The sequence below is a fragment of the Bradyrhizobium sp. MI1.7 genome (genome assembly GCF_055811795.1).
Genome location: NZ_JBVVPO010000025.1, coordinates 94,240 through 116,599 on the forward strand (window position 1 = coordinate 94,240; position 22,360 = coordinate 116,599).

General features: G+C 60.0%; 4 protein-coding genes. 1 reads left to right on the plus strand and 3 read right to left on the minus strand.

The features are described 5' to 3' along the window. Nucleotides 1-58 precede the first annotated feature (58 nt). Together AC0L3X_RS22835 and AC0L3X_RS22840 are read right to left on the minus strand one after the other, a co-directional pair. The gene (locus AC0L3X_RS22835) at nucleotides 59-9,895 is read right to left on the minus strand and encodes a Tc toxin subunit A-related protein (RefSeq protein ID WP_473316792.1); all 9,837 of its coding nucleotides are present in this window, start codon (nucleotides 9,893-9,895) and stop codon (nucleotides 59-61) included. Nucleotides 9,896-9,926: 31 nt separating this feature from the next. After that, a complete protein-coding gene (locus AC0L3X_RS22840) occupies nucleotides 9,927-17,372 on the minus strand; it encodes a SpvB/TcaC N-terminal domain-containing protein (protein WP_473316793.1) in 7,446 nt (2,481 codons plus the stop codon). Between the two features lie 526 nt (nucleotides 17,373-17,898). Between AC0L3X_RS22840 and AC0L3X_RS22845 the strand changes: the two genes are divergently transcribed. After that, nucleotides 17,899-19,536, plus strand: a complete 1,638-nt coding sequence (locus AC0L3X_RS22845; protein WP_473316794.1) for a hypothetical protein — start codon at nucleotides 17,899-17,901, stop codon at nucleotides 19,534-19,536. A 1,613-nt stretch (nucleotides 19,537-21,149) separates the two neighbouring features. Here the strand turns inward: AC0L3X_RS22845 and AC0L3X_RS22850 are convergent. Continuing rightward, nucleotides 21,150-22,163 carry a hypothetical protein gene (locus AC0L3X_RS22850; protein ID WP_473316795.1) on the minus strand — a complete coding sequence of 338 codons (1,014 nt, stop codon included), beginning with the start codon at nucleotides 22,161-22,163 and terminating at the stop codon, nucleotides 21,150-21,152. Nucleotides 22,164-22,360: the final 197 nt, after the last annotated feature.

Consider the following 22,360-nt stretch of genomic DNA (forward strand, 5'->3'; position numbering starts at 1 on the left):
CGTTGCCGGCTCACCCTGCCACGCTGTTTTTCTAGGGAGATCGATAAACAGTGTCTTTTTAGGATGGACCGGCCTGTTCACACGGTTTCGCGACTTGCTTCGGCAAGGTATAAAAGTAACCGACTGACACGATCGCAATTTCCAATTGGGGGACGTTCTGCCCAGTTGGAGCGGTGATGCTGAGGTCCAACGACGTGGATTTGTGAGAAGCAATCTCAAGGTGAGGTTGCACATCCTCGCGGCTGTGATAGGCGTGGCCGAAGCCGCAATCGATGAGGAGAAGTTGCGACTTCTGGCCGTTGATGGAGACGGTGAGGTATTCGGGGGTCGGTTGACCTGCCTCGGGCCGGATGAGGATTTCCACTTCAGGAACTTCGAGTTTTGCCAGACTCCGGCTCCACGGGAACATGTCCCGGGAGAGATAGAGTCCAATTCGACGTATTTGGTCATCCTGTGCATTCAGCCATTCGGATGGATAATCCTGGCGAAGATCGAGATATTTTCGCGCCGGTCGGTCGAGGCTCGGCAGGTGCGCATAGGCTGACGTTTGCGCACAACGGCGGAGTGCGACGCCTCCATCGACAGCCGTATAGCGTAGTTGGAAGACGATATCGGTCAGCGAGTCGGGCTCGAACTGATTGGCCGCAGGATCGATCTCAATTCGCCATCGGCTAATGACCCCGGCCCCTTCAAATGGAAGATAGCGTTCGTCTCGGAGGTTGGTTTCGAACAGGCCTGTGTCATTCTGGCCGGAGGTCGTGACGATTGATTGATGGGAGGCGTACCGCCGTATGAAGCGGGCGTCTCCATCCAACGATTTGTCTTCTTCATAATTGGGCAACAGACTTGGCGACAGACGCACGGAATCCCGGAGCAGGGTCAATGTGGCGTTGATTGATTGATAGGGGCCTGTGGCGCATGGAATTGTCACGGCAACGTTCTTGATCCTGCGTCGATAGTGTCCCGGATGATCAAGGTCGAAATGCCATTCCGGGATTTCGATCTCGCACTGGCCGGTGAGGCGCAGCGTAACCAGTGCCTCCGAGGCATGCAGACGCGCGGAAAAGACCTTGGTCAACTCATACTCGCGGACATTTTCGTCCATGTGTGTTTTGTCCATAGCTCGTAGGGCGAGGGCAAGCTGTTCTCCCGCAAGCAGTCCGAAACGATAGGAGGACCAAAGCTGGTCGTCATGAACGAAGCGCCGCGGCGTATAGTGCCGCTCGAAGCGGTAAGCCTGTTCGGCCTGTTTCGCCAGACCAAGAGCCAAGGTGTACATCTGGTGATGCAGGATCAGGAGCTCCTGCTGCATCCAGTCGTAAAGATCGGCGGCGGTGAATTTTGTCCGCAGGAACTCTGCGCTCCGCCGGCTGTTGGCAAGCTGCCGGTGCTGGATGTTGAGTTCGCGTTTCGCGATTTCCAGCCGCTGTCCGGCGGCGTCAATTTGGCGCTCCAAGGAGCGGATCTCCATTGCGGCGCTGTCGCGCTGAAATTCCCATTCACGCCTGCGGCGATCATAGCCGCCGCTGGTTACGGCACGAGTCGCTTCACTCTGCTGTTTGCCAACGACGGTGTGCATGGTCCTGGCGGCAAAGTTCATCATCGACGAGATCATTTCTCCGCCGGCGATTTTAGCGATCGCTACCGGACTGCTGGCCCATCCCGCCGCACCGGTCGTAAGGGTAGGGGCCATCGCCATGAACTGCGCTGAGGTCTCGAACCCCTGAGCGACCAGAGTGAGGATTTCCGCCGCTATGAGTAGATTGAGGTGGGATTGTTCGCCACCGTTCAAGCCGCCGTTGATCAGCTCCTCATAATAACGCTTCCGGAACTCGGTATTGAACCGGTTCTGCTTCAGAATCCGCCATTGCGTTTCCGCCTCGGCCCACTGGCGTTGTTTGATATCCAGCATGGCGTAGCCGATCTGGGTTTCCTGGGCGGCGCGCAGCGCCGCGAGGTGCTCGGCGTCTCCCTTCTCGAAGGCGCTGAGCAGCGCGCCGCTGAAGGCCGTCAGCTGATTGGCGAACTCGAGCGCCTTCTGCTGCAGATAGGCATAGCGATAATGCGCGCGGAAGCCGGTCCAGTCTTGCGGCGCGATTGCACCTGCTTCGTGCGGAACGTCGAACGCATGGGCGCTGAAACGCAGACTCGGCCGATTTTGCGACCATTCGTTCCGCCGGAAATGAACATTGGCAAGACCCGTATCGAGGATGTCCCAGAGCCCGAGCACCGCTCGGTTGAGGTTGGGCCTTTCGATGGATGGGGCTTCGATCGTGCCGGCATTGTCGATTGTACGGCATTGAGACCTGCGTGGGCGCGTGCCGAGTAGACGAGCGGCCTCCCGGTAGTATCCTTCGGCCTGCCGGACGGATTCTTCGGTGTTGCGGGCCAAGCTGTTCTCCGCCCACGCGAGCAACAGTTGCAGATGGCGGATAATGCCGGCCTTGTCCTTTGGGTCCGTGATGTCCGGCCAATGAAACGTCGAAGTGAGAGCCTTGGCACGAGTGAGCCATTCGCGTGCTTCGGCAAAGCTTCCCCGGCGCTCAAGCTGCGCCGCGATGAAGAAGGAGCCGTGGTGACTCTTTTCATCCGCCGAGAGACCGAAGATCGGTACCGAATCCGTCACGGTCAAGACGGTGCCGTATCCCGGCAACGGGTCAACGGATCCGGCGTATTGGGACGGCAGGCTCAGGAGGCCGCCATAGCCGAACAGGCTGCTGTGAACGGTCGGAGTCGGTCGCGTGAGGGCCCTCCGACCGCGTGGGAGATGCGGCAATGAATCTCGGACGAGAATATCAAGTCCCGTCCTGCCGTCGAGGGCAACCCGGAGGGCGTTGCCCGTTTGAAAGGCGGTAAGCTTTACGTCGGCTGTTCCGTCCGGAATGGTCGTGATCTCGTCCGTCCAGAACGGCTCGCTCCATTCGTCCGCGACATGCTTCCCCGGCTTGCATATCTGGTAGCTCCAGCCGACCCGCACCGCGCGCTCGGGTTTCAGGCTCAGCGTAACCTCGCCGTGCTCCCCTGGCGGCTTGTAGCTTTCGGATTGGCTCGGCGCTTCGAAATACTGGCTCTGCCCGGCCACCGGCCAAAGCAGGAAACGGAAATCGCTCAACTCATCCGCGCCCTGAAGCAGGACGGTGGCTTTCATGTCCATTGGGCCAGGCTGCCAGCCATCTGAAAACGCAGCGTCCAACGGGGCGATCCAGCCGGCATGGGGATCGCGCGCGGAAGCCGAACCTTCGAGTGATTGCTTGAGGCGTGCGCCGGACTCTCTCTCAACTTCCTCCAGCCAATCGAAGCTACGAGGATTTGGATGGTCATCCGTCGGGCGCAGCAGGCTCAGCTGGTCGCGCCGGAGGCGCGCTTCCAGCAACCGGAACGCCGCGGACTTGGCAAATACCTGCCGCTTGTCGACATAGTTCTCCGGGTACAGCAACTGGTCGATCGTCGCGCTCCAGGCAGCATAAGTCGCGATTCCGCTCCATTCCTCGAGCCACGTTTCCGCCCCGGCAGGATCCTCCATTTGCTTCTCATGGACGAAGCGCTGGCAGGACACGATCGCCGACTGGATTCGTGAAAGGCGGTTCTCTGGCGAGCATTCCAGGTCGATGAGCAGCATACGGGACCACTCGTTGACCGATCCGCCGGTGTGCGATTGGCCATCGGCCCGGCGCGCTACCGAGAGAAAGGCGAGCAATGCTGCACGGCCGCGCAGGCGCAGGCCATTGACCAGTTCGAGATGCCGGCTGTCGCCGGAGGGGTGTCCCTGGAGGAAGAGCGCCTTGAGGCCGTTTCCAGCCGCGGGGACAAGCGGATCGGCGACCATCAGGCGGACAAGATCACCCGCAAAGCGGCTCCCGGCCTGCATCCAGACGCTGGCATGCTGCAGCAGGTGGACAAACGGCTGGATGCGGCGAAGCCAGACCTCGTTTTTAAGCACTGCGTTGGATAGGGAATAGCCATCCCAGTAGCTCAAGCATTCCTTCACGAGGTCGGTCTGCGCGGCGGAATCAAAAAGAGCAATGGAAATTGGCTGTGCTGCGACCGCAGGGTCAGCGTCTCCGGCCTGTGCGGAAAGGTCGAAGACCGCCTTGAACTGCGCAAAACGCGCAGGCCGCGCCGTGCCAGGAAGATCGCGCAACGAGTTGTAGTCGCGCAGATGCTCCCATTGATCGAGGAAAGCCCGCTTGCGGTCGTCGACGGGCAACTCGTAGAGATCGTTCAGGTTGAATGGTTGCGTTCCGAGCAAAGTGGCGCTGGCCGGGTAGGTCGGGTAGATGCCCTGAAACCGAGTGCGATCGTCACTGAAATAGTCGATTTCCGGCGCAATCAGGCGAAGGGCGTGGGCATAGTAGACGGCCTTCCACGCACGCTGATAGCCCTTGTCGAACTCGGTCTTGCCGACGACCACGCCTGCGTCCGTGAAATAGAACAGCGCACCCGGAATGGGATCGAATTTGTCTTTTGCCGGCGCGGCCACCGTACCCGCCGGTGTCACCGCTGCGCATAGGGCGAACTTGGCATCAAAGGCGTCGGTTGCTTTGGAGACGTCGTAGAATTGAACGACGATATCATAGAAGCCGGCCTCATTCGTGGCGAGGGCCGCTGTCACAGGTTTATGGGGCGGATCCTTCTTCCAGTCATTGATGACTTGCCAGTTTGCAGAATTGTCGGGACGAACAGAAACCCTGAATCCATTGTCGTTCAGCGGTTCAAGATTAAAGGCGAGCCAGACCTTTTGCCCGGCCCAGGCCTTTGGGAGGAAAAGACGGCCAGCCCAGCGGCCACGCCACGACTTCGGATTGCCCCTGGACACAAAAACATGATCACTGGGTAAAAGGAGTGGCCAGGGGGTGTTTTGCTTCCAGCCCCGCGGCAAGCCATCCTCCTTGTTCGTGCCGAGATGCTTGTCTTTCTCCGTATAGTACAGATCGGCATCCCTGCGCGTCCCCTGAAGATCGGCTTCGTCGGGATCGTCTGACGGAAGCGTGTTATCTGAAAGCGAGAAATCATACTTGAATTCGTAGAATTTCGCCTCCAGGCCCGTGCCACGCGGCAGCAACAAATCGCGCCAGACGCGATTGGGCAGTTGGACTTCCGAAGCCGACGAGGGATTGCCGAAGGGCTGGAGCTGCCCGAACAGCAATGTTTTGATGACCTCGCGGTCGACACCAGTCGCCGAGCCCGCTCCCAGCGTAGCAGGCCCCTTCGCGAAGTGTTCGATCACGGCGTCATAGAATGTTCGCAGCTTGGCATAGACATAACGCCATTTCTCGGCTTCCAATTTCCTTGCCGTCAGACCCGTCGGATCATCGTCTTCTTTCCGCGGGTCAGTGTTATCGACGAGCCTCAATCGTAGCTCGCGCTGATTCGGGTAGATCGGCCGCAGGAGGAGCAGATCGGCGATCGGCTGTTGGCAAAGTGCGGACAGCTTGACACGTAGCTCCGCCTTGGCGGTGTCGTTCGCATGCGCGTCGCCATTGACCAGCGTTAGGCCAGAGACAAATCGGAAGGCCCAGATAATTTCCTCTTCGGAGGCGGCGCGCTTTAGCCCAAGCTCTTGCTTGGCATGGTCGTATCGAAACGGCCTGTCCTCGGGAAATTTAATATTCGAGGCCGCCGCGTAATTCAATTTGTAGCGCACATCCTCGTTGCGCTCGATCGCCTTCACCAGGAGATCCAGCTTCTTCAGGATGTCGGACACGGGCGTGGTCGCACCGCCCTCGTTGAAACCCATGACGGTCAGTAAGGTTTGGAGTGCATCCCGCGAGTCGTCGGCCGGGGTCGCTTCGTGCGGTGTATCGAGCCCCGCCGCAACGACACCTCCGAACTCCTCGCTCAACGCATTGAACGCAGCCTCCGGATTGGCGCGCCGGCACTGGTCGGCCGGAGGCGGACCAGCAACGAACCCTTGCTCCCAGAACAGGTAGTGCAATTGCGGCACGCTCAGCTGGGGATTCAACGATATCTTGTTGGCGATTTCGACCAGCCGCGCCGCGCGGCGTATCGGATCTCGATTGGCATCGGTGGTCTGACCGGTGAGATCGATGGCGCAGAGCTTCTGGACAGTGGTCCAGTTGTCTAAGCTCGTCGTCGCGACGAGATTGTCACCGGGGTTGTGCTGGAGATCAATCAAGCCGGCGAGTACGGCTTCCTGGTTGCCCGCCGAGCTGCCGGCAAATTGCAACCCGTCTTTCCACCAGAACCAGCAGATAGGCGGGGTGCAGGCGAGCTTCATCAGCGTCGCCAGCTCCCAGAGGAACGTTTCGTTGAGTTTCCAGCTGCCGCCGTCGGGCAGGTAGAGAGCCAGGGCCTCGGTCACGTCCCGGAGTCTCACAAACGCTTCGGCCAGCGAAGGCCTGTCGGCAAAATACCTCTCCAGGCAGCGGCGGAGACGCAGATAGCGATGGAGGCGATGCAGGACATCCGCATCGAGCCCCTGGAGGGCCACGGCCGGCAGGTCGCAACCCCACTGCGCCGGCGGTGGAGTCGTCGTGATCGGCAGCCATGCCGGCAGATTCTCCAAAAGCTCGCGCGCTTCGGCGAGGTCGAGCGCCGTCCTCTCGAGGAAACCTGGAAGATGGCTCAGATGCCCGATGACGGTCGCATCGGGACTCGGCTCCGGAAAGCCGAAATATTCATCCAGGGAATCCGTCGGATCGGTCGCGAAGATGGCGGCTTCCTCGGGAGAGAGCCCGAGCCGCTCCCAAGCGAGGGGCTCGTTCTCCGGCTCCCGGAGCTCCGAGGCCGCGGTGTGGTGGGCGATGTCCTTGCGCGCGGCCAGCATGGCCCGGTGGCGCGTCGTGCCGAAAGTCCCCAGATAGGTGCGCACGATGTCCAGCTGCTGATCGTACGGCAGTGGAATCGGTGACTTCGCCTGCTTCAGGCGATCGTAGCAGACAGCGTCATCGTGCGGCGTGGAATGCTCCGGGGAGAGCCGCAAGACCGCTTCGTCCGGCGCGGTGGTATTGTGCGTCGCGAGCGGTCTGGGAGCGGCCAGGTCCTCGAGCAATTCGATTCCAAGATCGATCTCCGGCACGAGCGGGCCACTGTTGTTCCTCGTGATAGCCAGCCCCCGGACATCCGGCCGGCGATTTTCGAATTCGCTCGCCTGCGCCAACTTGTCGACAAATTTCACCAAGTCGACAAGGTATGCGGCCGCGCCGGTCGGCGAAGACCATTCCTCGCATTCGCAGTCGACGAGCTGATCCTTGCCATTCACGGGGATGAATGGTGAGGGTTGCAAGACGTTGTTGATGGGTGATGCGCCGGCCTTCTCGCGCGCGCGTTGAAGCACGGATTTCAGCGGTTCGGCGACTGCAGCGATGTCCGTGGCGGTCTGGACATCAACGATAGCAACCTGGTCCGTCTTGCTCTTAGTGACAAACCATTCCACGGCCTTGGTGCGAAGGAGCGGCAGCAGGTGGTCGCGCTTGGTCAGCTCCCAGAGATACCTGAGTGTCTGAAGATTCTTGCCGCAGGCCGTGGCGATCGGCTGCGTGGCGCCAGGCTCGTTGCAGAGATCTTGCAGAAAGCCGTTTGGTGCGCCGCTGGGGCCGATGAGGCCGGTCAGGTCGGCCTTGGAAATATCGAACATGAAATACGGATGGAGGTCGAGAAACAGGCGCAGCGCTTGTTTCTCGTCCTCTGGGCGCAGCCGGGCGAGCAGCGCATCGGCGCTATCTTGCGGCGTTCCGCGTCGAACCTTGATAGGCCAGCTCAAATAGGCATTAAGGTTCTGCGCGACCGACAAGATGGTCGTGCTGAGCACCGCCCTGTTGCAGTCTCGCAGGTCCTTCCGAGTCCGGACCGGACGTGGCGTAACAACGGTAGTCAATGCGCGTAAAGATGTTATGACGTCCTCGATATCGAGGCAGGCTGCCGCGAGGTCCTCGATTTGCGAGACGGCCGTCCGGACATACGGAACGAAGGTGCGGGTCCATTCGACGAATTTGCCCGCGGCGACTTTCGGGTCGACATCGCGAACGAGCGTGGGCCAGGTCGTCGACCCGACGATGGCAAACGGCAGGATCACCGCACGCAGCGCGGGATCGTCGACGGTGCTCAGCTCCCTGATGTCAGTAAAAGCGTTTCCATTGACCGTCTTGAGGCTGTTGGCGAGCATCACAACGCCGCCGCCGAAGGTAGCGCTGATCCCATAGGTGAGTGCGCGCCATTCGAGCTCCTTGCTGTCGGGGTAGCGGGCGAGCTGAATAGTCCAGGCTTCCGCCGTCTGCACTTCAGCCGAAAGCCAGTTGGCGAGCGCGTCTCTTTCGGCAACAACGGTGATGGCGGCAACGTCGATCTTCCACTCCGGGGCGGCTCTCAACTGAGAGCGCAGCTCGGCCAGCGCGATGAGCGCATCGTCGGTCTCTTCAGTATCGGCTGACGTCGGGATGAGTCGGCTGATCAGGCCATCCAGCTTGGCGTTCTCGATCAATCTTCGCTGCTCTTCTCCGCCGGAGAGGCGAAGCATGTTCAGTACTGGCCGCGTCGACATCGACAGACTCGTGGCCGGCAGGAGTGCATAGAACATCTTCGCCGGTAGCGGCGTTGGCGCGCCGACGGCAACGGTGCCGTCGAGGATTAGCGGGAGCTTCTTGTTGGCGTCGAACGGCAGCGCGACCTCGTAGCCCGGAATGCTGGTTAAATCCGCCCGGGCAAGTGCCTCCAGATGAATGGCGCGTAGGACGCGCTCGACGACGATGCTGGCTTCCCTGATCTTTCGGTCGTTTTCCCCATCATATTGCGGGAGCATGTCCGTATCGGACGGCGGTGGATTTGCGGCTCGATCGATCACGATATTCGACGCGAGGTGCCGGATGGCGGCGGTGCGGTTACGCTCCGAGCCCTCGAACAGGCCAGCCGAAAACGCGACGAGGTCCGATAGTCCGGTGATTGCCACCAGGCGCGCCGCCCATTCCTCGAATGGCTCGCCCGTGAGATCAGGCGCCTTGATCACTCCGTTCGGAGGACAGCTGATGTCAACCGACGTTTCCACCGGCCGAGCGTTGTAAACGACCGTGCTACCGACGAGCTGCGGATTGCCCGCGCCATCGTTGCGGTAGGCCTTCACGACCACATCTGGCACTTGCTGCAAGGGAGGCGCTGCGCTTGGCACAAAGTTGATCGCATAGCTCGCGCCAGCGATTGTAACGATGGCCGCGTTCACGCGGCTTTCCAGGAATTCTCCGCTTGCGCTGACGCTGCGCTCGAACAGAACCACATCATCCGCATTTACCGGAGAATTGCGGTACAGGAATTGTCCCTGCACGGCAAACTCGGTCACCCTGATCGGAGGGAACGCCGGGACCGGTGGAACATTCAAGGGGTCTGCCCAGGGAATGGCGATCGGACCGGAAAGCGGCAGGAGCGCCTGATCGCCGGCGCAAAGAGCCAGGACGGCGTTCACGTCGTTGACGTTATTCTCCTCGGGAAAGTTCGGCTGGACCACGCCGTTGTTCGCGCTCAGGCCCTGCCAAAGCAGCTCTCCGGCGATGGAGTTGCGGAACAGGCGTACCCACCAGCCCGCGGGGCTGGTCGCTCCAGCCGATCCATTGGGTTTCCTGAATTCGATAGAGCCGGTTGAGTTGTAGATCTTGGCAGTCGGAAGCTTGAGCCTCGGATCGCGACTGCGGACCGCTACGTACTCCAGGACCTGATAGGTCAACAGATTGAAGACCCCGTCCTCTCGCATACCCTGTGACTTCTTGAACTCCTTGATCTTGAACGCGGTGCTATGGCCGTAAAGCCGTACCCCGTTGCCGTCGATTTCCGGTGCATATCCGGTGGGACCACCGGGTGGATAGACGATCTCCAGCCAGGCCTGGACCTGGTCAACATCGTTGCCGGTAAGCGGAGGTTGTTGGGCAATGAGAGTGCGCTGGAAGGGCATGACCGGCAGAAACCTCGCTAGAGCCAAATCGTCATTTCAATAAGAGGTCGTATTGGTGTTCGACCTTCTGAGTTTGGCCGTCGAACGTCTTCTTGAATTCTTTAAACGGGATCGCTTCCTTGCCGAATATTCTGTCGGGAATTCTATATTTGGAGGATAGATTTCCTTTTTTGAAGTCACTCAGGAATTCGGCTCTCTTTAATGGATCGTTTTGTCCTGTCTTCTCGGCCAAGATGTCGAAGACCAGGGTAATCATCTTCAAATCATTCACTTTGTTTGCTCCGAGCACATCTGGGTTATGGCCAGTTTTGGAATCCACCGTATGGCCAAGAGGCGGACCGTACATTCTGGCTCCTTTTGCGTGCGAGAAGCTATCTTGTAGGCGATGGAGAGCGATTCCAAAACGTGGGTCGTCAATGTCGTAACGGCGAGCCAATGCTTCGCTCTTTTGTTGTTCGGTTGCGGAGTCTCCTCCGGTCAAAGCGTGAAAGCGGTCATAAACAAGATTACGCCACCAGAGATCAGCCGGCATCTCATAACGTGAGGCAAAACCGGGATGATATGAAACACCCGACTGACTAGCGATGCCGGATATGAAATCACTGGCTGCATTGTAAACATCTGCGGGAATATTGGCGATTTCCCTCATCATGCCGAGAGGCAGGAGGCCTTCCTTGACGGAAGTCTTCCAACTGCTGAGTCCTTGAGATTTGGCGTCGATTTCTAGAATCTGATCTGGCGCTTGGGTCCAGAATGCGACATACGCGGCATCTTTTGGGCTAACCCCGGCCGCAACGCTGGCCATATAAATCAACTCATAGTGCCCACCATATTCGTACATCCCGTTGGGATCGTTGAAGACACACGGGCTGCATCTACAATAGAGGTAGACATTAATTCCATTTGCGACCCCGCTGGGATCCGCGCTGATCCATCGGTTGAGCCACGGCGCGTAGTAACGCGCACCATGGTAGCTGAGGCCGGTGGAGTCATCGCGCTCCTTGGCAGTGTAGCGATAGCGCTTGGCCTCGTATCCTGATTGTCGCGCGTGGTAGCTGGTCGTGCCGTAAGGGTGAAATGCTTCGTGCGAAATGACACTCCCGTCCGCCAGGGAAATCTCTGTGGTGCAACTGCCGACCTGATTTGAGAGCTGCACGCGTACCTGGGGATTGGCGCCATTGTCGTGATCGACAATGGCAAGGATTCCATGGCCATCGCGGACGACGATGGAATCCTTGCGATTGCTGTAGAACTCAAACTCCCCAAAGTAGAAAGTCCTGGCGCTGCCCTCGGTCTTCTCGACCCGCTGGCCGGCGGCATCGTAGCGAAATCCGGCGAGGGCCGCTCCGGTTGCATTTTCCAGCGAGAGCAGCCGGTCGCGGTGGTCCCACTGCATGTTCTTGAAGTACCCGCCCATCGCCGTGATATTTCCGTGAGCGTCGTGAGCGAAGGCGTCGATGATCGGGCCGGTCACGGTCGTGGTAGTAATCGATTGAACCCGATTGCTGGCGGGATCGTAGGTCAAGTCGCGGGTCCAGTCGTTGTCGCATGCGCGGTGCTTGACCTCGACGGGGTTTCCGACAGCGTCATAGCGATAGGTCTGGACGTAGCGCCGCATGGCCTGGCCGTCCGACGGATGGGGGATGGGGTGCGCAAAGTTGTCCCGCTCCCAGTCGCTGGGCGGTGGCGCGGTCTGTCCACGGTGCTCGCGTCCTGTGGCACAAATCAGCCGATAGAGGGAATCGTAGCGTAAGCTCTGATGAGGCTCGACGACCTGGTTGCGGAAGTAGACGGTCTTGGCGGATCGATCGCGAATATGGACGATATTCCCTATCGGGTCGTAGACCTGATGGAAGTCCTGGGCTTTCCCATCGCGCGTGTGCTGGTAGTGGAGTCGGCCACTGCAAAGATCGAACGTGGTGTGAACTTCGCCGCCATTGCCCGCGTACTTCAATCGTGCGCGCTGACCAGACGCGTTGTAGACGATCGAGGTTACCACGGCGCCGCCAGGAGCGGTGGTGACGGAAGCCAATTGCCCGGACAACGAATAGTCTCGCGCGATGTGCTCACCGCCGCATTCCGAACGCGCGAGGCGGGATTGGGCATCGTAGACATCACTCTTGACCCTTCCCCCGCGGGCGATGACGGTCGGTCGGCCATGGGCGTCATAGCTTCGGATAGCCAGGGTGCCGGCCTGGTCATTCTGCTCGATGAGCTGGCCCCGCTGGTAAGCGGCCGGCGAACCTAAGCCGCCGGCAGAGCCGTAAGTATAACTCTCCTTGACCTGACCGTTGACCGTCAGTCCGGTTATGCGGCGCAGCTTGTCGTAGCCCGTTGAAAGATGATGCCCGCGAGTATTCCATTCGCACGCGACCTGCCCATCCACTGCATGGAGAAGCACCCTTACGCCTGCATCCATGCTGCGCGTGCGCGTGGGCAGTCCGAGCAGGTTATAGTCCGAGCCGACGACTTCCCGGTCCTGTGCGTCGTAGACGGCTCGCCGGTTGCCTTCGATGTCGTACTCCGTTCGAGTGTGGAAGTATTCATCGGTGGCAGCGCCGTTCCGCTTGTGGTGGACGACGGTGAGGAATGGATTGCCGAGTGGATCGAGGAATGTGCGGGCGGGTGTATTCGCGTGCCCGCGAGTCTTTGCTGCGGCATCCGCTTCATCCTTCTGCCGCTGCAGATCGCGGGGCCAGTTGTCTTGGCGCAGAAGTCCTGAAGTGCGGACCTGCAGCCAGGTCGGACCTGTCTCTGACGGGGGCAGAGGATCGAAGTATGCCGAGACGTCCGGATCGTCGACCGGATCGTTCTCGACGGTGTCGTTCGCATCCCAGATTGCTTCGTCCCAGGCGTTGAAGAGATGTTTCTCGTAGCTGCAGCCCGCGACTCCGCGGGGGGCTGCATCGGGCTGGCGGTAGTTTCGGTGCGGAATCAATCGGGCGACGACGCGCTGTTGCGCGTCGTAGAAAACCGTAGGGACCGGTGCCTCGTCTGCCATGGAGCCCGTAGTGAACCGATGCGTATCTGAGAATTTCGGATCGTATTGCCGGACGACCGATCCCTTGTTGTTGACCAGGCGCTGGCCGGACCGAATCCAGCGCGGATCGACCGACGGGCTTTGCGCGTCGAGCGGATCAAGGGGGCCGGGATCGGTCCGCAGATTGGTTTGGGCGACCTCGCCGAAACCGTCGGAATACGCGAATGCAATTTCGATGCGCTTGCCGAAGGAGGGCTCCTGCACCACGTGAAACTGCCGGGTCAGGGCCGCGGCCCAGACGGGGTTCACGCGCGCAGCGGGCTGCGCCAGAATGGACCGTGGCTGCCACAACGGCAGACCGGCAGGCATGGCGGCAAAAGGGTCGTAGACGTAGCGACTGGTCGCGGCACCCAGCAACTTGCCTGCGGACACAATGGGATCGGCGGCACATGCAGCGATGGCTTCGGGCGTCAGGTCCCCGGAGGATTGGGAGATCTTGTCGCCGGTCGAACTGCCGGGATTTCCTTGCAGCGCCATGGCGGCGACGAAGCCGCGGGTATCGAACAGGATCCGGGTTGGGGCGGCGTTCGCATCCGTGATCGTATGCGGCTGGAGGAGCCGATAATCGTATTCGATCTTTGTCGTATCCTGTTCTGGATTTACGATTTCGAGGGGAAACAAACCAAAGCTGTCGTAGGATTGCGTCCAGCGCGCGTCGAAGGAATCTATGCTTTTAGTTGGAAGGAAAAAAGCAGCACCATAGACCTGGAAAGGTGACTTCGCCCACCAGTTGCCGTCACGCTTCTCGTAGCCCGCGTTCGTCAGCATCTGGTCAGTGAGGGGAAACCCCTGGACCTGATTGCCCGCTTCGCTGGCCAACTCCTGGCGCATGTCCACGCTAAGCGCCAGCTTCCAGGAGCGATGAGGCAGTGCCGGGATGCCCACCTCTCCGATGGGCAATGCGCCCATTGCGGGATTTTCCCAATAGGAATGCTCGACGTGCTCGATCAGGCGGCGGCATGGCTCCGCGATTGCCGCTGGCTTCGTTCGGTACGGAATCTCTGGCGGTATTGTCGCGAAGTCAGTCGGGATAAACCATCCGTCTGCCCGGGACGGTTGCCACGCATGCAGCTCCCAGACCTTCTCCGTGGCGGGAAGCGGCGCGAGACGGTTCAGGGGGTCATCGACGGCGTTGGTGAAAGTCCGCTCTGTGTATTCGACAAAGCGACGTGCCTGGCAGAGGAGTTCGGCCTCCGTGAGGAATTCCGCTGCTCTCGTCAGCCCCGCACGACGCCGGCCATAAGCGACCTTTGCGGACCTGACGATGTTACCCCAGAGGTCGACCTCAAGGGTGAATTGGTGTTGTACCCTCGGGTCGTCCACCTGACGCTCGTAGTGATAGTCGATCTGCTGGGCGGGGTGAAGGAAATACGCGGCAAAACGGTTGGAGCCGGTGGGTTGAATACGTCTCACATGGTAGCTGCGTTCCGAGACGTTGTGGGGACGCCCGGCGGCGCCTGTGCCGTGGGCTCCGAGTTCGTCCGCTCCGGAATAAATTTCCTGACGCAGGATCGAGCCCTTCAGCGCGCGTACCGCTCCGCGCGACTCCTGTCCGATGAGATCGCTTTGATATTGGGTATCGGGCAGCAGAATTGCATCGGAATCTCCGGAGAAATACTCCGCGCGCAATCGCCGTGACAGTGAATCTCCGCGCGGTCCGGCGCCAGTGTGATACCACGTTCGGGTGATCACCGGCGGCACGTGAAAACCACGGTCGACATTGCTCGCGGTCGCGCCGTAGGCCACGTGCGCCATGGCGGCGAAGTCGTCGTATCGTATCGAGTCCGCCTGCTCCACGAAGGCAAATCCCGCGAATTCCCGCTCTTGCCCGTCATAGTGACCATGCCGATAGCGATAGGCATTGATGAGGATCTTGCCCGTCACCAGGTCGCGCTTTTCCATCCGTTGGATGACGTGCACGGGGAAACCCAGCTTCGTGATCCACGGGTGGCCGTGCTCGCGGTCTTCCACGCAAAACCGCGCCGAGCTCGTGTAGTGAAAAAGCGTCTCGCCACCGAGATGATTGGTATAGCGGGTGAGCAAGTGTGGTTTGTGCGCTCCGTCGGTCGCGGGTGACGTCCCGGGAGTCGGGGATTGTCCACCGACGAGGTGCAGGTAGATAGCCGAGGCGCCGAACCCCGGCGTGGGCGGAGTGTAGACGAGGCAGGAGGTCCCGTTAGCGAGCAGGTCGACGACCGCCACGCCGTCGGGATCGTCCACCGGCGGGAAGGGGACGGTGATCGGCTGGCTCAAGCCGTTTCCGGATTGATTGCGCCACACGCGAACGCGATCCACGCCGAGATAAGCCAGGTCGACCAGACCGCTGCCATCGATATCCAGCAAGCGAATACGGCGATGCTCGAAGCGCTCCGAGCGATCGAATACCGGCGGCAGGCCGGTATCCCGGCCGTCCTCATCGCGAATGGTGAACTGACGCCGTGCGCCGAACTTTCCACGACCGAGATTGGGCCAGTATGACATCTCGCCGTTACGCAGGCGGATCAGATCCGTGAGGCCATCACCGGTGAGGTCAGCGAGATAGACCGCGGCGTTGCGATCGGAGAACAGTAGCCGGGGCCCCTGCTTTTCATCGAGCGCCCAGGGCAGCCGTTCCGGCACAGCAAAGCCTTCGTTGCCGAGCGAGCGCTGCCAGAAATAGCTGCCGGGCTCGGAACGTACGAGATCGGCCAGCCCGTCTCCGTCGAGGTCGAACATCCGCACATTCGGATCGTCGATCTCGAGGACGGGACTATGCGTGAACGGTGCAAGCTCGCCCCACATGTAATCGGAGCGCCGTTCCCGCCGGCCGGCGGCCGGCAACTGCAATTCGACCCAGTCCAGCAAGCCATCGGCATTGAGGTCGAGCAGCCGGGGCGCGTTGCTGCGCAACGCGGTTCGAGCGGCCTGCCAATGCACCGGTTCCGGGCCGGCAAGCCTCCCGCCGCCGCGATTGCGGCAATACAGCCAGTTGCCATCAGCCGCCTGGAACAGCGCACCGGGAGCGCCCTCCGCGTCGAGATCGACCCAGGAGAATCGAGGCTGATCGAACACAGGACGCATCGCCGGCAGCGCGGGCACGTCGAGGTTTTCGACCCGGGCATGCCGTAAGTCAGGCACATCGGCGTATGAAAGTTGCAGCGGCGGAAAGGCACGGCCGTTCGCGCCGTCCCACATCACCTGGGTGATCGATATTAGTTTCGAAAGATAGACATTCTCTTGATAGCTCAGCTCCAGACTGCAGGCCAGGCCTTGGTATCCAGATGAACCCGAAAGGTGGTGGAAGGAAAGAATACGCCGGCAAAGACGCCGGGTGCGAAGTGCGAAACCGCTTCGGCAACTACTGAAGGCATCGCGTCGTGCGGGACCTTGCGATGGGGCGATGCAGCGATTTCGGTCGGCCGGATGTTCGCATTGTTCGACCAGTTGCCCGAGGGTGTCGGCGGGTTGCCCGACCGGCGCGCCGTAGTCGAGCTTGAGGCTAAAAAGCCACGGCGCCCCACTCGGAGGAAAATTGGCATGAAGCCAGGAGGTCCTGGGATAGGGTGTCGACGCTCCATATTTTACCGCGACGAGATAGCACGGCGAGGCAAAGGGCCGGCCGGCCTCCTCACCCGGGTCCGCGGCGTATTCGTAAAGAACCGCATTGCCGCGGTCGTCGAAGACGCGCTCAAGGGACCATTGGAAGACTCGCGCCGTATCATCTGGCGCGCTTGCACGAGCCGAGGCGGAAAACCCATAGAGGCTGGTGACATTTGTCTTGTCGATGATACGCCAGAAACTCTCAGGGCAATCCCATCCACCGCCAGCTCGGGGTGTCATTTTCCGCCACCATTCGATGGAGCTAAACGCAGACTCGATCCGCGGGCGATAGGCGCGCACGGCAAAATGAGGCGTGCCCGGACGTTTCAGCGAGGCGGCACCCGTCAAATCACAAAACCGTTCGATGGCGCCATTTTGGTCTTTGAGGACTCGCACGAGTTCATCATCGCCGGACGCCACGAAGCGGTCAGAGTCTTCGTCGTCCCGATACTGGGGGACTCCGAAATCCGTACGACGGGAAATCGTCGATACACCGACGTTCCAACCAGCGCCAAACGGGCCATTGCCATCGCCGGAATGGTAGGCAAGGGATAGCTCAGGTGAGAGGCTGCCGCGGACGGCATGCGCGGGCAGGGGAATGGCGAGCCGAGCCGTGCCGCGGGCTGCGTCTACCTCAAGCTTCTCTTGCAGTCCGCGAATGGCGCCACCGCCCTTCGGCAGCGTGGCAGAAAATTGCTGATGGGAAAAAATGGCCTTCGGCGACTGGCTTCCAGTTGTCGCGGCTACCGGCCGACTTCCAGGATTTGCGGACTGGGTTGCGCGCGAATGATCCATCGAGAATGAACCTAATGCCAAAGAAAAATCTTGAGCCGCAACTTTAAGATCATCGATCGCCAAACGGTTGTAAAGGCGAGCCTGCCTTCTTCGTGCGTCGTCGAACTATCGAACTCACCCTAGTGCAAGCGCGGTTAGTCGATCCTGCGCATTGTGCCGCGCGGGTCTGACTACGATCGCGGTAACGACGTGGCCGGCTCTAAATACTTCCACCAGTCACTCGAGAAGGACACGTAGCTCCAAGCTTTCATCCTGGTGCTTCATCGGGCAACCGAGATCGATCCATTGGTCTTGATCAAAATAGACAATCCGAGTTTTGGTCTAGGCAGACAATTGAGACTTGCGGGTCGAGCAACGGGATTCCTATGTGGCCTGTCCCTTACCGCGAAAGTTGCAAGGTCAACCTTCGATCGAGGCTGCAATAGAAAATCTCCGCAAAAATCGCCCAGTTGCTACAACTACCAATTGACACAACTTCGGCATTAAATAAGCTTCTCGCCAATATTGCAATATCCTATTCAGCTGATTGGTTCGTCGAGCTGATTGTGCTTTGCGAGAGCGGCGGCTCGCTCAAATTTTGGGAGGGGGAATGGCGCTTCTGTCAGGGGAGATCGCACAGATTGTATGGGCGGAAACAAAATCGTTGGGGGACAGCAACGTAGACGGAAGCGGTGACGTCAATCAGGTGCGGAAATTAGTCGCAAGACTTGTCGCTTCGGCCGACGGCGCCGGTTTCAATAGGCGCGAAGCGCCGCCGTCTCTCAACGATCCCCAATATAGTGGCGCCGTTCGCGCCTTGATGTCGATCGTCGACACTGCTGTGGGATCGACTCCGCCGGAGCGCAGAATGATATTCTGGGCGGCCGGTGACGAGAAGCAACGGCCGACGTCAAAGTCGAATCCTCAACCGCCTTCCCCCTGGAATACGCTTCCGGTTGAAGGCATCATCCATCACGGTCGGTTTTCGTTGACCAACGGACGCAAGGTCGATGTGTTCTCGCGAGCCGCTGTCGACGGCGATGCGAACGATCCGATCTTTGTGAATGCGGTCACCGGAACCGGTGTCCCTGGCGGCAGGGTGGCGTTGCTTCAGATGTCGCAAACCAAGGCGAAGCCCAAAATCGGCTTCCGCCTTTTCGTGGCGGCGTGCATCGCGTTCGTCGCCGCGGCCGTCTGGGCGTATGGAGTCGGTATGGCCTCGCGGCAGACCGTATTAATGTTCAATGCTGAGAAGCCGGCTGATAAATGCAGCGCCGATCCCACGGCCACCGATTTTGTTTTTGGCCCACCGGACTGGAGATATGCCAGCGGCAAGCCAAGCGATTGCCAAGTGCTATACGGTAAAATACAACAGAAGGTCGCACAACGAGAAACAATGGAGCAAACGTCTCTCGATCGATTCGCATCGTGGGCGCTGACTGCTTCTGGCGATACGGGCTGGTCGGTTTCACTTTTTTGGCCCTTGGCCCTGGGGCTGGTCTCACTGACACTGCTTTTCGTTTCCGCCGGATACGGAATCAACGGTCGTCCATTAGGCGTCATCATTGATGGCCGTTATCGCATGAGCTTGACGCTGGCGCAGCTGGCGCTTTGGTCGATCGTAATCCTGGGTGGCTGGCTGGTCGTAGGGCTGTACAATTTCGGCTTCGGTGGATTGACTTACGGCGCGCTCGACCAGGCTGCTGCGGCCAATCCAACCGTGACGACGTTCAAGGAAATGGTGAAGGCCTACAATCTTATTCCGTCAATACCCCGCGAACTGATGGCCGTGCTGGGACTCTCGGCGGCATCGCCATTCATTTCGCGCCTCATCACCAATACATCGCTAGTCGGATCCCCGGAAGAATCACAGGCGACGAAGAAAGTGGAAAGTGGCGCCGTCGTAGGCGCGGCTCTGAGGGTCAACGCCGAGCCATCGGAAGCTGCACTTGCTGATATGGTGATGAACGAGACTGAAGGAAACAACGATCTAGTCGATCCCACGCGCGTGCAGTATGCAGCGATGACCGGGATCTTGGTCGTGAGTTATATGATGCTGTTGTTCGACTCCATATCGAGCATTGGGCCGACCCGTACGGTGCTGGCCGCTTCCAAGCCGATTGCAGTAATCACGAGTCTGCCTTCGATCGATGCCACATTTATCGCACTGCTGTTTGTGAGCCATGCGGCGTTGTGGGGCTCCAAGATCTACGACAAGAAGACCGGGACTGGTAGTCAACACAATTAGCCCTATCAACAAACAAATGAATCCAGCTGGTCGCATTTGGCGGAGGAACTACGCGTCGCAGGCGCTCTTGCCTTGACAGCCATAGCGTGAATTTGACTGACCCTACGCATATTGCGGAATCCGACTCTGCGCAGAGTTCGACGCAAGTTCGTTAAGTTTAAGCCTCAAGAGAGAACCCACATAATATGTGGTCCTGTATATTCGTTGTGACGTTCCCGCTTCCTGGCGTATCCATTTCTTCATCGCACAGGCGGGCAGCAATTCCTCGGGCGAACCACCGACCAATCAACTTGCAGAATTAAGTGGTCTCGCGTAGAGGCGCCACTTGATGCGCTCGCGAAAGGGCCGGTCGAACTCGCTTTACGCGTTTGGTCCAAATTGACGTAAAAGATTTCTTCGCTAGTGCGGCCTTCGTCGTCTCCGTTTATCGGCGCCGACGCACGCAGCGCCACCCCTCCCGCTGCCCAGCGCGAACTCAGCCTAGGCGGGCATGTGCGCCGAAAGACTCAAGCGACAAATTGTTGCACGCAGCTCCCATGGCTCAATTCATCTGCGCAACCCGCTTTTCTTTGCGTCACCGCTGCCGGCGGGTTGATGACCCTGGAATCGCAGCATGACACCGCATCGACCAGTCTCGGTCGGTTGGCTGACCGTGACGAGGGTCCCTGCTGCTGCGTCAGGCATGTCGTTGGCTCCAGCTTGCCGAATTGATGCGTCTAGTCTAGCCGGCAGCCGCAGTTAAGTCGGTCTCCCGTGGCGCTGGCTCGATGCCAGACGGTCAGAACGCCACCACAGGGTTGGCTGGCCGACGTGTTGGCCCGCTTGCCGGATCATCTCGCCAAGAGCATCCAGAAACTCAATCCTGGGATTGGCTAGCCTCAGAACGTCGCTCATGCGGCATAAGCGCAGTCAGCCATCCGCTCAGATGACCTAACCAGGGGCCGTTACCGGACGCGTACAGCAAGGCTACGCCGTCGACGGGTCATCTTTGCGGCAGAGGCGTCCGCGGAACGCCAAAGATAGCTGGCACGTAAGCGAGCCATCGACGAGCTGACGAGCCAACAAGTAAACAAGTTGGCGAGTCAGCAAGCCTGCGGACCCGCGAGCTAATAAGTTAGCAAGATCATATGCGGCCCCGCGCGCGATCGGTCGCCAGAGTTGGCGGGATCCTCCGCAGCTCGCTCGGCAACCATGCTCGATCGCGGATCGGTAGCCGACCCGCAACATCCCGGTGCCGCAACTCACGGGTAGGATACAGGCCGGATAACGTAAGATACATTGCGATTCGAAAGATCCCGATAAGTTCGAGCCGCTGCCGGGGGCTGTGCGGAGGGAAGCCGGGCTGCCGGCGTGGCGAGTGCTAGCAAGCTAACAAGCTAAGAAGCTAACAGGTCCGCTTGTGCGCAGCGCATTTAATCTAGTTTCCCGTGTGTTCCGATCGCATCGAGAGGGGCTTGCATTTTTCATTCGTACCGTCAATTGTACCAGCATTCGTACCAGCGGCGTCGCCACCTGCACGAAACGCCTGCGAAATTGGAGTACGGAAGATAATTGGCGCAGAGTCCCTCCCTCTCCGCCACTTGATCGAGAAGATCCCGGATGAATGCACTGCCCTAAGCCAGCTCCTTCACCAACTCCCGCACCTTCACCGACGGCTGGCCATAGCTCACGAGCCGCACATCCAGGTCGAAGCCCTGCACCTTCATCACAGCGCGCTTGATGGCAGCGTGAATCCACTCGGGCGCGTTGCCGAATGCCCCGCCGCCAAGTGACGTGAGCAACACGATGTTCGATGCCCCGCGCCGGCCGTTGATCACGGCCTCAAGCATCGTTGCCTCATAAGCGGCATCAAGCACTAGCTGCGCGAATGCTGCCCAGTGCTGCCGCGGCAGACTGCCGTACGCTACCGGCAACGCTGAACAGAAGGCCTGGCTCACTGTAGGCCTTGGTGCGCTCGGCGCATCCGTCACCTCGACGTCGCGATGGATGCCGATGCGCACTTTGCCGGCCAGCGCGTCGGCCTGCTTGGGGCCGATGGCTCGCAGAAGGTCCGCGATCAGGTCCAGGCCCTGGCGCGTGCAGAGCGCATAGCCGTTGCGCCACTCCCAGATGTCAGTGACTGGGCGGCCTAGCCGGGCGCTCAGCTCGGTGCCGACATCCGCCAGGCCATCAAGTTGGCGCTGCACCGTCTGGCCGATCTGGTCGCCCACGGGGGCGAAGTAGTTGCGGTAGATCGTCGCTGCGCCCGCCGCCATGGCACACGCCGGGCCCTGCGTGCGGTCGTGCTCGTAGCGCGTCACGCCATCCTCAGGCGTCACGCTGGGGCCGACCATCTCGAGGGCGTTGAACTGGCTGGCAACCTGGAAGAGAGCGCCCGCGTACTCCGGCACCTGGTGCATCTTGCGTACGTCGCCGGTGACGATCTGCACGCGAGGCCGGCCCTCGGCGCCAGTGCCACCGGCTACTCGGGCGCGCAGATCGTCGAGTGATGCCAACTCGAACTCGCCGATTCCATAGCTGCGGCCGTTGGCCTTGGAGCGGAGAGTACTGCCGTGCACCTCAAGCTGCGCGCGGGTAGCGGCGTACGTGGTTTCGTTGAAGCCGGTGATGCGCGTGAGCCAGTTCATTTTCCTGCTTTTCGTTGATTCGAGCCTGTCTGGATGTAACGAAGAATTCGACGACGCACCGCGCCCAGACTTGAACCTTAAATGCCTTAATGGGGCGGCACCTCGTCGCCGGCGATGAAAGGGCGGATTCAAACGGTCGTCGCAACACCAGTTGTTTTCACTCATAACAGCAATTCGTCAAGCGCCTCCGCCGGCGT